The organism is Pseudoxanthomonas sp., from assembly GCF_002863005.1.
Taxonomy (GTDB): Bacteria; Pseudomonadota; Gammaproteobacteria; order Xanthomonadales; family Xanthomonadaceae; genus Pseudoxanthomonas_A.
Genome location: NZ_PKDG01000014.1, coordinates 42,793 through 56,876, shown reverse-complemented (window position 1 = coordinate 56,876; position 14,084 = coordinate 42,793). Strand labels below are relative to the sequence as shown.

11 protein-coding genes are annotated in these 14,084 nt (G+C 68.8%); 7 read left to right on the top strand and 4 right to left on the bottom strand.

Annotated features, from left to right (window positions below; translation table 11 throughout):
- Positions 1-21: 21 nt before the first annotated feature.
- The 3 genes from CYU89_RS04645 to CYU89_RS04635 form a co-directional block, all read right to left on the bottom strand.
- Positions 22-819: a pseudouridine synthase gene (locus tag CYU89_RS04645; protein ID WP_296279059.1), complete on the bottom strand. Its 798-nt coding sequence runs from the start codon at positions 817-819 to the stop codon at positions 22-24.
- A 42-nt stretch (positions 820-861) separates the two neighbouring features.
- A complete protein-coding gene (locus tag CYU89_RS04640; RefSeq protein WP_296279058.1) occupies positions 862-1,371 on the bottom strand; it encodes a hypothetical protein in 510 nt (169 codons plus the stop codon).
- 199 nt (positions 1,372-1,570) lie between these two features.
- Positions 1,571-2,671 carry an OmpA family protein gene (locus CYU89_RS04635; RefSeq protein ID WP_296279057.1) on the bottom strand — a complete coding sequence of 367 codons (1,101 nt, stop codon included), beginning with the start codon at positions 2,669-2,671 and terminating at the stop codon, positions 1,571-1,573.
- Positions 2,672-2,982: 311 nt separating this feature from the next.
- Here CYU89_RS04635 and CYU89_RS04630 point away from each other — a divergent pair, with 311 nt between their 5' ends.
- Entirely contained in the window at positions 2,983-3,786 is an 804-nt protein-coding gene (locus CYU89_RS04630) for a class III extradiol ring-cleavage dioxygenase (RefSeq protein WP_296279056.1), read from the top strand.
- 6 nt (positions 3,787-3,792) lie between these two features.
- On the opposite strand, the gene CYU89_RS04625 is transcribed toward CYU89_RS04630, so the two are convergent.
- Positions 3,793-4,707, bottom strand: a complete 915-nt coding sequence (locus CYU89_RS04625) for a LysR family transcriptional regulator (protein ID WP_296279055.1) — start codon at positions 4,705-4,707, stop codon at positions 3,793-3,795.
- A 97-nt stretch (positions 4,708-4,804) separates the two neighbouring features.
- Here CYU89_RS04625 and CYU89_RS04620 point away from each other — a divergent pair, with 97 nt between their 5' ends.
- The 6 genes from CYU89_RS04620 to CYU89_RS04595 all read left to right on the top strand — a co-directional run bounded on the left by CYU89_RS04620 (position 4,805) and on the right by CYU89_RS04595 (position 14,022).
- Positions 4,805-6,007 carry an MFS transporter gene (locus CYU89_RS04620; protein ID WP_296279054.1) on the top strand — a complete coding sequence of 401 codons (1,203 nt, stop codon included), beginning with the start codon at positions 4,805-4,807 and terminating at the stop codon, positions 6,005-6,007.
- A gap of 81 nt (positions 6,008-6,088) precedes the next feature.
- Positions 6,089-7,105, top strand: coding sequence for a zinc-binding alcohol dehydrogenase family protein (locus CYU89_RS04615; protein WP_296279053.1), 1,017 nt, complete (start codon positions 6,089-6,091; stop codon positions 7,103-7,105).
- A 195-nt stretch (positions 7,106-7,300) separates the two neighbouring features.
- A complete protein-coding gene (locus CYU89_RS04610; protein WP_296279052.1) occupies positions 7,301-8,746 on the top strand; it encodes a Wadjet anti-phage system protein JetA family protein in 1,446 nt (481 codons plus the stop codon).
- Positions 8,743-9,384, top strand: a complete 642-nt coding sequence (locus CYU89_RS04605) for a DUF4194 domain-containing protein (RefSeq protein WP_296279051.1) — start codon at positions 8,743-8,745, stop codon at positions 9,382-9,384. The genes CYU89_RS04610 and CYU89_RS04605 overlap by 4 nt, the downstream gene beginning before the upstream one ends.
- Positions 9,371-12,799 carry an SbcC/MukB-like Walker B domain-containing protein gene (locus CYU89_RS04600; RefSeq protein ID WP_296279050.1) on the top strand — a complete coding sequence of 1,143 codons (3,429 nt, stop codon included), beginning with the start codon at positions 9,371-9,373 and terminating at the stop codon, positions 12,797-12,799. Before CYU89_RS04605 ends, CYU89_RS04600 begins: the two co-directional genes overlap by 14 nt.
- Positions 12,796-14,022: a Wadjet anti-phage system protein JetD domain-containing protein gene (locus CYU89_RS04595; RefSeq protein WP_296279049.1), complete on the top strand. Its 1,227-nt coding sequence runs from the start codon at positions 12,796-12,798 to the stop codon at positions 14,020-14,022. The genes CYU89_RS04600 and CYU89_RS04595 overlap by 4 nt, the downstream gene beginning before the upstream one ends.
- The last annotated feature ends 62 nt before the right edge of the window (positions 14,023-14,084 follow it).

The window sequence follows — 14,084 nt, the reverse complement described above, 5'->3', positions numbered from 1 at the left end:
ACCCGGACCGCCGTCGCGCAATCAGCGCCCGGTTGTCGGGGCGAGTGCATCCCGCTCATGCGCCTCGAGCGCACGCCATGCGCCCTTGCCCAGTTCGCCCAGCACCACCGGTCCGATCGCGACACGCACCAGGCGCAATACCCCGACATCGAACGCGGCCAGCAGGCGGCGGATCTGCCGGTTGCGTCCCTCGTCCAGGACGATCTCCAGCCACGCATTGCGCGCTCCGCTTCGCAGGATGCGAACGCCATGGGCGGACAGGGTTTCGCCGTCGACGCTCACGCCGTCCGTCAGGCCTTGCAGCAACGCGGCATCCGGCAAACGATCGATCTGCACGTGGTACGTCTTGTCGGGGCCGTGTGCCGGATCGGTGATGCGCGCCGCCCATTCGGGATCATTGGTGAAAAGCAGCAGGCCCTCGCTGGCCTTGTCCAGCCTGCCCACGGGCGCGATCCATGGGAGGTGCGCGCCTTCCAGGCACCGGTAAACCGTGTCCCGTCCCTGTTCGTCGCGCGCCGTGGTCACCAGGCCGCGGGGCTTGTTGAGCATCAGGTAAAGTCGCTCGGGTGCGGTACCGGCCTGTCCATCCACATGGATCGCGGCACGACCCGCGACCACGGGGAACTCCGGATCCCGCACGATGCGGCCATCGACCGACACCCGGCCCTCGACGATCCAGCGGGCGGCCTCGCTGCGCGAACACACACCTTGCTTCGACAATACGCGGGCGAGTCCGTGACGCGCGCCCTTCGCATCATTGACGCGCGCACGCACCCCGCCACGCGCGGTGTCGCAGAAAGGAGGCCTGCGCGTCGTCATGGTCCCGACAGCAGAACGGCCGGAAAACCGGCCGTTCGCGCATCAGTTCTTCTTGGCGGGCTCGGCGGGTGCAGGCGCAGGCGCGGCAGCCGGAGCACCGGGAGCCTTGACCACGCGCACGCCGCGCGACTTCATCCAGGCATCGAACTCGTCTGCGGTCATCCGCTTGCCGTTCTGGCTCATGTCGAACCGCCAGGGCGTGTTGTCGTGCGCCGTCTTGGGCTGGTAGGCCGCCGGGCTGGCGGTGGCGGCCGACGCAGAAGGCGCCGTAACGGCGGGCATCGCCTTGGCGACGTTGCGGCAGCCTTCGATACGCAGGCGCATCAGCACACGGTCAACCGACTGCGACTCGTCGAACGCATGCGACGCCAGCACGCCGGAGGGCGCACCCAACTGCGTGGCGGCCGCGGTGAACTCCGGTGCCACCGGCGCGATCACCGTCGCGGGTGTCTTCAGCGGCGGCGGTACCAGACTTCCGGCGCAGTCCGGCGCGGCATATGCGACGGGCGTGACGGCGATGCACAACAGACTGGCAAGGACGTGGCGATGCATCGGCGAAGCTCCGTGACATTTTCTTGCGGGACGTGCCCGGAGTTTAGGCAGCGCCTCATGGCAAGGCAAGAAATTAACGGGCGTGCAGCGCATCCGATGCGGAAAGACGAAGCGCGATCACGCAATTCGCGCGCATCACCCCGAAAAAACGAAGCCCGGCACAAGGCCGGGCTTCGGATGGTGCTGGAAGAGCGTCCGATCAGTTCTGGACGTTCAGTTCCGTACGACGGTTACGCTCGCTCTTGCAGCCCGGCAGGGTCTGCGCGGTCGGCTCGAGCGGACGGCTCTCGCCGTAACCGATCGGACCCACCAGACGCGAGGCGCTGACGCCGTTGCTGGTCAGGTAGTCGTACACGGTCTGCGAACGACGCTGCGACAGCGACTGGTTGTAGGCGTCCGCACCGCACAGGTCGGTGTGGCCGGCCACTTCGACGCGCAGGTCGGGGTAGCGCTTCAGGATCTCGGCGGCTTCGCTCAGGATCGCGATCGCGTCAGGACGCAGGGTCGACTTGTCGAAGTCGAAGTTCACGCCCTTCAGGTCGATCGAGACCTGCACCGGGCAGCCGTCCGGACCAATGGTCTGGCCAGCCTGCGAACCGGGGCACTTGTCGTCGCAGTTGTTGACGCCGTCACCGTCATCGTCCAGGTCGGCGCAGCTCGGCGCGGCCGGCGGCGGCGGCGGAGCAGCGGCTTCGGCCTTCGGGCCCAGCGGGATCACGACGCCGACCGAAGCCAGCACGTCGCCGAACCAGCTCTCTTCCTGCTGGTGGATGCCACCTTCAGCGGTGTAGCTCTGGTCGTCGAAGTCGGCACGGTAGGCCACTTCGGCACGCACGGCGACGCGCTTGTCGAAGGTGCCCTGCAGACCGATACCCAGCTTGGCAGCCAGGTTGTTGTCGCGACGCTGCGCCGGCGAGGCCGGGCTGTTGATCACGTACTCTTCTTCCGAACGCTGCATGCCCAGGCCCGTCACGATGTACGGGTTCCAGCCGCGGCCTTCCTGGATGAAGTGGCGACGCAGATCGAGCGAGATACCGTACTGGCTCCAGTTCAGGTCTTCATTGAACTCGAAACCCGGGTTCTGGTAGTTCAGCTCGCCGTCGATCGACCAGTTGGGGCTGATGAACTTACCCAGGCCCAAGGTGCCGAACTGGGTATCGTCGGTACGACGATCCGAATCCTGCATGTTCTGACCCACCGAACCGGTCAGGTACCAACGGTCGTCGAATTCCTGCGCCATCGCAGTGTTCGCGAGGCTCAGGCCGCCGAGCAGCGCGGCGCAGAGAATCTTCTTGTTCATTTGCAGCTCCTTTCCATGTAAAAGTTCAGTGTTAGAAAAACCGAAGTGCTTTGCCAACAGCGGTTCTAGTTGTTATCCGAGGCGACAGACACCCGTCGCCTTGCTGAACAGATTATGCGGGGGTACGTGAAGACTGTGTTAACGGTACCATAACAAGTCGGGCAAGGTTAACACTCTTCAAGCGAAGTGGCGCAGATCTTCACGCTTGGCCTGTCAAAGGGGAGCCTTTCCCAGTGGTGTCCCGGGTTCGCAACGCACTGGTGCAGCGCAGACCCTTGGTATGGCCCCGGAAGGTCACGATCCTTCGCGCCATGAATGCCGCCTCCCCGCTCGCCCCCCTTCCCAGCCTCTTCCTGTCGCATGGCTCGCCGATGCTCGCGGTCGAGGATTCGCCGACGGGGCGGTTCCTGGACCATCTCGGCACGCGCTTGCCGCGGCCACGCGCGATCCTCGTGGCATCTGCGCATTTCGTCCACGCGCAACCTACGCTCACGGCCGCTCCGACGCCGGACACGATCCATGATTTCGGCGGTTTTCCGGACGCGCTGTATCGCATCCAGTACCCGGCCGCAGGCGCACCGGCGCTCGCGGACCAGATCGCGAACCACCTGCGCGACGCGGGTTTCGCCGCGCAGGTGGACCACCACCACGGCCTGGACCACGGCGTGTGGGTCCCGCTGCGGCGGATGTATCCCGATGCCGAGATCCCCATCGTCGCGCTCTCCGTCAATCCGGCGCAGACCGCCGACTGGCATTACCGCATCGGGCTGGCGCTCGCGCCGTTTCGCGCGCAGGGCGTGCTGGTGGTAGGGTCCGGCGGGTTCTCGCACAACCTTCGTGCCCTCGATTGGCAACACGCGCACGCAGCGCCCTACGATTGGGTCGCCGACTTCACCGACGCGTTGCGCGACCGGTTGCTGGCGGGAGACGTCGCGGGTGCGCTCGACTGGACCGCATTGCCCGAAGCACATCGCAACCATCCGACGACCGAACACCTCTTCCCGCTGTATGTAGCGCTAGGCGCCGGCGGCGTTGGCGCCAAGGGGCGGTTGCTTCATCGCGACGTGGAAATGGGTGGCCTGGCGCTGGACGCGTTCGCCTTCGACACCGCCTGACCCGCCCTAAAGACCGCGCTCCCATGGCGGGTGATCGCCGAACTGCTCGATCAGGAAGTCGGTGAAGGCCCGCACGCGCGGCGGTACGAGGCGACGTTGCGGCATCACGGCACTGATCGCAGTCGTAGCCAACGGGTAATCCGGCAACACCACTTCCAGCCGGCCGGCGCGCAGGTCGTCGGCGACGTGCCACAGCGAATGGATCACGACGCCCTCGCCCGCCAGCGAGGCATCGCGCAGTACCTCGCCGAAATTGCTTTCGAAGCGTCCCTGCACGCGTACGGCGACCTCGCCGCCCGCCGGCGTGCCCAGCCGCCACACGTCCTGGCGGCCACCGCTGCCGAACAGCAGCAGACAATCATGCCGGGCCAAGTCTTCAGGCGTGCGCGGTCGCCCGCGTCGGCGCAGATAGTCGGGCGAGGCGCACAGCACGCGCCGGTTCGGGGCGATGCGCCGGGCGACCAGGCGCGAATCGTCGAGCGCGCCGATGCGGATCGCAAGGTCGAAGCCCTCGCTGACCAAATCGACCACGTTGTCGCTCAGATGGATGCTGAGCCGCAGCTTCGGGTGCCGTGCGAGGAACGCCGGCAGCAGCGGCGAGACGTACTGGCGCCCGAACGAGGCGGAGGTCGTGACCCGCAGCGTGCCGGCGACTTCGCGTGCAGCTTCGCGCAGCCCCGTGCCCAGCGTCTCGAGCTCCTCCACCAGCACCCGCCCCTGCTCGGCCAGCGCGGCACCCTCGGGCGTAGGGTGCAGGCGTCGGGTTGTCCGGTGCAGTAGCCGCACCCCCAATTCCTTCTCCAGCCGCTTCAGTCTCTGGCTGGCCACCGCCACGGACAGGTCCAGGCTGTGAGCGGCCGCGGTGATCGACCCGAGATCGAGCACGCGGAGGAACAGGGCCAGGTCACCGACACGATCCATTATCAATATTCTGTTGATAGTGATTCGGCATATTCACCGTTTCCCATCAGGAAAGGAAGGCGCAAGCTGCGCGCCTTGTTCCTTCCGGGCTCCCACCATGCCTTCCGCTCCCACATCCTCCCGGCTTCCGCTGGGCCTGTATGCGCTCACCGCCGGCGCCTTCGGCATCGGCACCACTGAATTCGTCATCATGGGCCTGCTAATGCAGGTCGCCGCCGACCTGCAGGTCTCCATCGCTGCGGCGGGCCTGCTGATCTCCGGCTACGCGCTGGGCGTGTTCGTCGGCGCGCCCCTGCTGACGGCCGCCACCAACCGCATGCCGCGCAAGGCGGTGCTGGTCGCGCTGATGATCGTCTTCACGCTGGGCAACCTGGCGTGCGCACTCGCGCCGAACTACGAACTGCTGATGGCCGCGCGCGTGGTAACCTCGCTGGCGCACGGCACCTTCTTCGGTGTCGGCGCGGTGGTCGCCACCGGCCTGGTCAGTGAAGACCGCAAGGCTTCGGCGATTTCCATCATGTTCACCGGCCTCACCGTGGCTACGTTGCTCGGCGTGCCGGCCGGCGCCTGGCTGGGCCTGGAATACGGCTGGCGCGCGACGTTCTGGGCCGTGACCGCCATCGGCGTGTTCGCCACCGTCATCATCGCCACGCTGGTGCCGGCCGACCGCAGCGCGCCCGCGCCGCTGTCGTTCCGCGATGAACTGCGCGTCGTCGGCCGCCCGCAGGTGCTGCTGGGCCTGTTGATGACGGTACTGGGCTTCGGCGGCATGTTCACCGTCTACACCTACATCCAGCCGCTGCTGACGCAGGTGACCGGCTTCGCCGATGCGGCCGTGTCGCCGATCCTGCTCGTGTTCGGCGTCGGCATGATCATCGGCAACCTGCTGGGCGGGCGCTTCGCCGATCGCCGTCTCGCCACCGCCCTGCTCGGCACGCTCGGGGCGCTCGCGTTGGTGATGGGTGTGATGAGCTTCGCCCTGCACAGCCGCTGGGCGATGATCGTCTTCACCGGCCTGCTGGGTGCCGCGGCATTCGCAACGGTGTCGCCGCTGCAGCTGTGGGTGCTGCAGAAGGCCAGCGATGCGCAGAGTCTGGCGTCCAGCCTCAACATCGGCGCCTTCAACCTCGGCAACGCGCTCGGCGCGTGGTTGGGCGGTGTGGTGATTTCGCAAGGGCTCGGCCTTTCCGCATTGCCGTGGGTCGCAGCACTGGTGCCGGCCTCCGCATTCGCGGTCGCGTTGTGGGCGCTTGCGCTGGAGCGCCGCCAGCGCTTCGCGCTCGCCGCCGATTGCGCCTGATCCTCCCTTCGTCGCATCGCCTCTTTGTTCCGCGCGCCGCATCATCGCGGCACGTGTCCCGACTCCCCACCAGGAACCGCCATGAAAGCCATCGCACTCACCCGTTACCTGCCCATCGATGATCCGCAATCGCTGCTGGACGTCGAACTCGATACGCCCACCGCCACCGGCCACGACATCCTCGTGCGCGTGCAGGCCGTGTCGGTGAACCCGGTCGACACCAAGGTGCGCTCGCCCAAGCCGCAGGTCGAAGCGCAACCCAAGGTGCTGGGCTACGACGCCGCGGGCGTGGTCGAAGCGGTTGGCGAAGCCGTGACCCGCTTCAAGCCCGGCGACGCGGTCTACTACGCCGGCGACATCACCCGCCCCGGCAGCAACGCGCAATTCCAACTCGTCGACGAACGCATCGTCGGACGCAAACCCGCATCGCTCGACTTCGCGCAAGCCGCCGCATTGCCGCTCACCACGATCACTGCGTGGGAACTGCTGTTCGACCGCATGCCGTACGCCATCGACGGTGGCGGTGAAGGCAAGTCGCTGCTGGTCATCGCCGGTGCCGGCGGCGTTGGATCGATCGCGACCCAGTTGGCGAAGCGCGCCGGCTTCACCGTCATCGCGACGGCATCGCGCCAGGACACCATCGACTGGTGCAAGGCGCTGGGCGCCGACCACGTGGTCAATCATCGCGAAGCGCTGGGACCGCAGCTGAAGGCGTTGGGCTTCGACACGATCGATGCGGCGCTGAACCTGGCCGACACCGACCGCTACTGGACCGAGCTGGGCGAACTGCTCGCACCGCTCGGCCATGTCGGACTGATCGTCGAACCCAAGGGCGAACTGCGCATCGGCGACCCCTACAAGGCCAAGAGCATCGGCATCCACTGGGAGATGATGTTCGCCCGCCCGCGCTTCCGCACCGCCGACATGGGCGAACAGGGCGCCCTGCTGGACCGCGTCGCCGACCTGATCGATGCCGGCCAGTTGCGCGGCACGCTGACCGATACGCTGTCGCCGATCAACGCAGCGAACCTGCGCGAGGCGCATCGCCGGCTGGAATCCGGCACGACCATCGGCAAGCTGGTGCTCGCGGGCTGGTAGGCCGGAGGAGCGACGCGCCGGCCGGCAGTCCGCCGGCGCTGGGTACCGACGCGCCGGGGACTTGCGCTATCGTGGCTGGCCGCCGCGCGCTGCTGCGCGATCCGCCCGCCCGTACGATTCCGCCATGCCCCTTTTCCCGGCGCCGCCGCGCCTGCCACATCACACTGCCGGCTTGACGCGGCGGGCCGCGCGGCCATGACGCAACCGCCCGCCCTGTTCCCGTTGCTGCCAAGCGGCCTGTTCGGTCCGCTGGCATCGGCAAACCGGGAGCATTACTGGCTGCTGCTGTGCCGCTTGTTCGACGAATTCTTCGGTCCGGACGCGCCCGTGCCGCCGAGCATGGGCTTCCAGCGCCGGGAGATCACCGCCGCACTCGAGCGCTACCTGCTGGCGGACGATCCCTGGGAAGACGAGGACGGCGACTCGCCCGACACCCCTTTGCCGGTGCGGGTCAACCACATCTACGACCGCTTCCGTAGCGCGGGCTGGCTGCGCCAGGACCGCATCGGTGCACGGGAGATGGTCACCATGCCACCGGTCGTGCACCAGTTCCTTTCGCTGCTGGTCGAATTCGCGGAACACGGACCGACCTTCGTGTCGGCGAAGATGCGCTCGATCGAACACCAGCTCCAGTTGGTGACGGACGGCAAGGCATCGGGCGATGCCCTGGACGAAGCCGCAGACCAGGCGCGGCGACTGCTGGTGTCGCTGTCGTCGATGAGCCTGCAGGTGCGCGACCTGATGCCGGAGCTCAGCAAGGCCGAATCCACTGCGCAGTTCGCGCGCCAGTGGTTCGAGCGCTATGTGAGCGAGTTCTTCATCGGCGACTACGCCGAACTGCACAAGGGCGACCATCCGCTGGCGCGGCGCAGCGCGATCCTGTCCATGGCGCAGCAGATCGAGACCGGCGAGCGCCGCGCGGCGCTGCTCGCGTGGTACCGCGAGCACGTGGGCGGCGGCGACGGCGAGCGCGGCGGCCAGCGGTTCGCGCGCAGCCTGCGGCGCCTGCGCGAACTGGATCGCATCGACGAATACCTCGGACGGCTGGACGACGACATCCGCCAGGCGAACCGGCGTGCACTCGCCTTCCTCGACTATCGCCTGCGCGCACCCGACAAGCTGGACATCCTGCTGCGCCGTGCCTGTCGTGGCGTGCAGCATGCGCCGGAAAGCGCACTGCGACTGCCGGTGGCGCCAGGCGCGCTGATGGACGCGAGCCGCCTGCGCCCGCCGCGGCAGAAGCCGCAGCCCATCCCACGCAGCGCCAACGCCACGCAGCCGCCGACACCCGAGCAACTCGCGCGGCTCAACCTGCTGCGCCGGATGAAGCGCGCGCGCCTGGTCACCGCCGAGGACATGGCGCGCTATGTCGGCCCGCACCTGGAGACGACGGATGCCGTCGACTCCGGCGCGTTCTCCATCGCCAGCATCGAAGACCTGCGCGCCTACCAGACCCTGCTCACGCTCGCGTTGCGCAGTCATCGCGCCGGCGGCCTGCGACGCGAGGATCCACTGGGCCGACTGCTGCGCGGGTATCGCGTCGAACTGCTCGATGCCGGCGGCCACGACGACAACGGCTATCTGCGCGCGCCACGCTTCGTCGTGCGCCGCATCGGTACGCCCTCACGGAAAACCGCATGAAACGCAGCTGGAATACGCTCAGCCAACTCTCCAACGGCGTCTACGCCGTGCAGGACTTCGAACGCGCCGCCTACCGCCTGGTGGTGGAGCAGGTGCTGTACGCGAGCGACCGCAATACGCGCCTGGCGTACCACCTGGTGGAGGATCACTTCGACGACTTCATCGCCGCGCTCGCCCCGCTCGGCATCCGCCTGGAGCGCAATGCCCACTATCGCTACGTGGTGGCGTTGCCCGCGCATGCCGAGGGCGTGCCGGTGACGCTGGGCGAAACGCTCTTGCTGCTGGTCCTGCGGCAACGCTACGACGAGGCGATGCGGCAAGGCATGGTGGAGGACGAAGGCGTCGTCACCGTCGAGCTGCCGGAACTGCAGGAGGCCTACCAGGCACTGGCCGGGCGGCCGATGCCCGATGTCGGCACCCTGCGCGAACTCGCCCGCACCCTGAGACGCTGGGGCACTTGCCGGCTGGTCGAGTCGGAACCGGACGATCCCCAGCCATTCCACCTGCACGTGCGCCCCGCCATCGTGGAGATCGTCGGCGAACAGTGGCTGCAACGGCTGGACCAGCACAACCGCGACGACGACGCCGGCGGCGCGGACAACGACGACGTCACGGAGGACGGCGATGCAGCAGCTTGAGCGCGTGCACCTGGTGCAGTTCTTCCTGTTCGAGGCACAGACCCTCGAACTGGACGCCACCACCGCCATCATCGCGCCCAATGGCGCCGGCAAGAGCGCCTTGCTCGATGCGCTGCAGATCGTGCTGCTGGGCGGCGACCGCAGCCGCATCCGGTTCAACGCGCAGGCCGGCGGCAGCCATCGTGCGCGCACCATCCGCGACTACTGCCTGGGCGTGTTCCGCAGCGGCGACGACGGACGCAAGCGGCGCACCGCCACCACCTACATCTCGCTGGTGTTCCGCGATACCGACACCGGCGACCTGCTGACCGCCGGCATCGCACTCGGCGCATCGGTCGACGAGCCCGACCATCGGCTGCACGGGCTGTACCTGCTGCCGGGCGTGGCGCTCGAGCTCGCCGACCATGTAGAACAGGTCAAGGGCAAGGAACTGCCGCTGGCCTGGCCGACCTTCCGCGAGATGGCCGTGCGCCGCTGCAAGGCGGCCGGCGGTGCGCCCGAACTGCACACCGTGGCCGAGCGCTTCGTGAAGGACCTGCTGCTGCGCCTGCGCGCCTCGCCCACCGCGAACCCCGACATCAACGCCTATCGCAAGGCGTTCCTCAACGCCCTCAACCTGCAGCGTGTGGAGGACGTGGACCTGTTCGTGCGCACGCTGGTAGCCGAGGACAGGCCCACCGACATCGCCCGCTTCCGTGCCTTGCTGGAGAGCTTCCGCCAGATCCGCGACCGCATCGCACAGGTGCGCCAGCGCATCGAAGCGGCCGAAGGCGTCGAGCGGCAGTACGACCGCATCGCCACCCAGGCCGTGCGGGCCGCGTCCTACCGCGCTTTGGCCGCCGAATACGCGCGGGAGCTGTACCGCGAACAGCTGGATCAGGCCGAAGGCGCCGTGACCCGTGCGGAAAACGGCCTCGCCGATACCCGCCGCCACCTGATCGACACGCGCGCCGAACGCGACACGCTGCGCGATGAACAAGCACGTGCCACCGCCCGCCTGCAGGGGAGCAGCGGGTATGGGGAACAGGCGCAACTCGACGAACTGGCCGAGCGCGATCGCGAGCGCCTGGCACAGGTGATCCGCGAGCTGCAGCGCGATATCGGTTTCGTCTGCGATACCTTCCGCCAACTCGATGCGCTCGCGCTCGACGGCATCGAGGCCGGTGCCGTGGACGCGGCGCGCGCGGAGTGGGACACATGGCATGCCGCGCTGGCGTCGCTGGCAGACGGGGATGCGCTGCCCTGGACGCCGGAGGACCTGTTCGCGCACGCACGCCAGGCGCTGAGCAGGTCCGCGCCCCTGCGCGAGCAGGTCGACCAGCACGCACGCCACCTGCACGCCGCGTACGACAAGGCGCGCGACGCGCTGCTGGCCGCGCGGCAGAACCAGAAGCGCCTGGCTGCCGGACAGGCGGAACTGCATGCCGACACCGTGCGGCTGATGAGCTACCTGCGCGAGGCGGGCATCGATGCGCGCCCCGTCTGCGACCTGGTGCGCGTCGCGGATCCCGCATGGCAGCCCGCCATCGAAGCCTATCTGCGCAGCAACGTGGAGGCGCTGCTGATTCCCGCCGCCGACGAAGAACGCGCGGTCAAGCTGTATCGCGGCCTGTCCGGCGGGCGTTCGGTCTACGGCGTGAAACTGGCGCTGTCCAGCCAGGCGCGCGAGTTGCGCGGGCGGGACGCTGCGGTCGGCAGCGTCGCCGCGCTGCTGGAAGGCGTCAACGACGATGCCCTGGCGTTCCTGCGCCGGCAGCTGGGCGAACTGCGCTGCGTGGACACCGAAGCCGAGCTGGTGCGAAGCCGCCAGGGCCTGACCCGCGACGGCCTGCTGGCGCGCGGCGGCAGTATCGAGCGGTTGCGCCTGCCTGCCGCCGGCGAGCTCCGCATCGGCGCGTCCGACAACCGCGCCCGTTTGCGCGTGCTGCACGAAGAAATCGAGAAAGCCGAACGCGAGGTCCGCGAGATCGAGCCGCACCTGCGCCGCGCCGATGAATGCCAGCGCAGCCTGGCGCGGCTGGCCGACGCCGATGCGGTCGCACAGGCGCTGCACGAGCGCGCGGTTGAACATCGCCAGGTCGCGGGGCGCTATCGCGCTGCGCAGGAAAGCCGCCTCGCCGCGCTGGATCCCAACCTGCTCCGCCTGTCCGATGCCGTGCGCGCACTCGCCACGCAACTCGGCGAGTGCGAGGCGCGTACCGATGCCCTGGTCGGGCAGGAAGCGGTCGCCGTGGCCGATCTGGACCGCAGTCGCCGCCTGCTCGCCGGTCTGCGCGAACAGGAGGAACGAGTCGCGCGTCGCGCCGTCGATGCCTTCGGGGATCCCGACGTCGATCCCAACCTGATCGAGCGGCACCGCGACGAACTGGATGCCAAGGTCGAGACGCTGGAAGAACGCAGCGCCACCTGCGAGCGGCGTGCCGACGAGAGCGACCGACAGCTCGCCAAGCTGCTGCCGGAGGCCTGGAGCGCGCTGGCACAGTACGCGCGCGACCACCAGCTGGACGTCGATTTCGACGCCAGTGCGTGGCGACCGGCGCTGGCGTTGCTCCAGCGCGAACTGGCCCAGCTGCGCGACACCGACCTGGTGCGCTACGAAGGCGAGGCGCGCCAGGCCTATGACACCGCCGTAGACACCTTCCGCGCCGGCGTAGCGGCGGCGCTGAACGACAACTTCATCCGCCTGCGCCAGCAGATCGCCACACTCAACCGGACGTTGCGCAGCAGCCCGCCGTTTTCCAACAACGAGCGCTACCAGTTCCACTACGAGGTGGTGCCGGAGTTCCGCGAACTGGAGCGCTTCATCAAGCGCGCCGTGGAGATCGGCGGTGAAGACACCCTGTTCGGCACGGCCGGTGAGGTGCCGGCGGCGTTCCGGGAGCTGATCGAGGACGGCGCTGCCGCACGGACTGCCACCTCCCCGCTGGACGACTACCGCCGCTTCTTCCGCTTCGAAGTGCAGATCCGCCAGGACGACGCCGTGATCGGCACGCTCAGCGAGCGCATGCGGTCCGGTTCCGGCGGCGAGCACCGCGCGCCGCTGTACGTGATCGCCGGTGCTGCGCTGGCGGCGGCCTACGGCAAGAGCGAGGCGCATCCGGGCGGCCTCGGGTTGATCCTGCTGGACGAGTTCGGCGACAAGATCGACGCGCAGAATGCACGCGCCACCACCAACTACCTGCGCTCGCTGGGGTTGCAGCTGGTGCTGGCCGCACCCGACACGGCGCAGGGCACGCTGAGCGGCGTGCTCGACAGCTACATCGAACTGTTCCGCGATGGCGACCTGCTGCAGGCCGAGCGCATCGAGGTGCAGGCCGCCGCGCGCGCACTCCTGCTGTCCGACCAGTTCGACCTGCATCCGGAGCTGCTGGCCGAGGAAACCGCCCGCATCGAAAGGCAGCAGGCGCCGGCGTGAGCGACGCCCGGCGCGTGCTGGAGCGGCTGCTGCGCAAGGGCGAACGCGCCCGGCTGCGCGGCGATGCCTCCCCCGCCTCGCTGCCGATGACCGAAGCCAGCGCGCGCGACTATGCGTCGCTGCGCACGCTGGCCGAACGCGAGAGCTTCCACGCGCAGGTCGCCATCGCCGAACGCGCCGGCGCGGTCAAGGTCGAGCGCGACCGGCATCGCGGCGACGGTGAGCGCCTGCTGCGGCTCACCGTGATCGACCTCGAGGTACTGGCCGACCACCTGGGCGTGCCCTTGCTGGACGCCCGCGTGCGCGAAGCCGCCGGGGCGCTGTCGGCGTGGTTGACGGACTTCCCGGTGCTGAATGACGTGCTGGCGGCGTGGCGGGCCGACCGCAAGGTGCGCGGCCACGGTCCGGAGGCGGCACTCGACCTCGCCGACGCCGCGCTGGCAGTGCGCGCCCGCCTCACCGACGAGGCCCATGAACGCATCCTCCGCCGCGAGAGCGCACGCCTGTTCGCAGGGCGTGCGCAGGCGAGCAAGCGGCTCGAACAGCTCACCCCGTGGCTGGACCTGCTGGGTAGCGGTCAGCTGGCTGCCGATGGTCCCCTCGAGAAGGAGCACGTCTGGGCCTCGCTGGGCCTTCGCCGCGAGCCGCAGCCGCTGCTGGTCGCCGGTACCGGCACGCTGCTGCTGGACAGCGACGTGGAACTGCCGCTGGCCACGACCTTCCTCGGCGTTCCGCTAGACGCCGTGCGGGGCGTGCGGACCGATGCCGCATGCGTGCTGAGCGTGGAGAACCTGGCCAGCTTCCACGACACCGCACGTACGGCAGGCGTAGAGCGCGCGCTGGTGGTCTACACCGGCGGCATGCCGTCTCCGGCCTGGCGGCGCGCTTATGCCCGACTGCTGAGTTCGCTGCCCCCGGACATTCCGGTGTGGCACTGGGGAGACATTGACGAGGGCGGCTTCCGCATCGCTGCCGTCCTCGCGGATACCGTCGCCGCGAGCGGCCATCGGTTGCGGCCATGGCTGATGACGCCTGCGGACATCCTGCCGATCTCCGTGCACGACGTGTCGGTACCTGCACCCGATCTGCTGCAGGCCATGTGCCGATGGGCTGGACGTGCTGGCTGGGCGGGCGTCGCTGACGCGCTGCGCGCGCAGCCTCTGTGCATCGAGCAGGAAGCCCTGCCCGCCCGCCTGCCTCCCACAGACCTCGCCGCGCGATGATGGCCTCCACTGTCCCGACCGCGCTTGCGTGCCCCGGTGTTTCACGGCATCGTGCGCCCACC

Coding starts and splice junctions, on each gene's coding strand:
- CYU89_RS04610 (WP_296279052.1), top strand. CDS start 7,301: ATGACGCAACCGCCCGCCCTGTTCCCGTTGCTGCCAAGCGGCCTGTTC.
- CYU89_RS04645 (WP_296279059.1), bottom strand. CDS start 819: ATGACGACGCGCAGGCCTCCTTTCTGCGACACCGCGCGTGGCGGGGTG.
- CYU89_RS04600 (WP_296279050.1), top strand. CDS start 9,371: ATGCAGCAGCTTGAGCGCGTGCACCTGGTGCAGTTCTTCCTGTTCGAG.
- CYU89_RS04635 (WP_296279057.1), bottom strand. CDS start 2,671: ATGAACAAGAAGATTCTCTGCGCCGCGCTGCTCGGCGGCCTGAGCCTC.
- CYU89_RS04640 (WP_296279058.1), bottom strand. CDS start 1,371: ATGCATCGCCACGTCCTTGCCAGTCTGTTGTGCATCGCCGTCACGCCC.
- CYU89_RS04605 (WP_296279051.1), top strand. CDS start 8,743: ATGAAACGCAGCTGGAATACGCTCAGCCAACTCTCCAACGGCGTCTAC.
- CYU89_RS04625 (WP_296279055.1), bottom strand. CDS start 4,707: ATGGATCGTGTCGGTGACCTGGCCCTGTTCCTCCGCGTGCTCGATCTC.
- CYU89_RS04615 (WP_296279053.1), top strand. CDS start 6,089: ATGAAAGCCATCGCACTCACCCGTTACCTGCCCATCGATGATCCGCAA.
- CYU89_RS04620 (WP_296279054.1), top strand. CDS start 4,805: ATGCCTTCCGCTCCCACATCCTCCCGGCTTCCGCTGGGCCTGTATGCG.
- CYU89_RS04630 (WP_296279056.1), top strand. CDS start 2,983: ATGAATGCCGCCTCCCCGCTCGCCCCCCTTCCCAGCCTCTTCCTGTCG.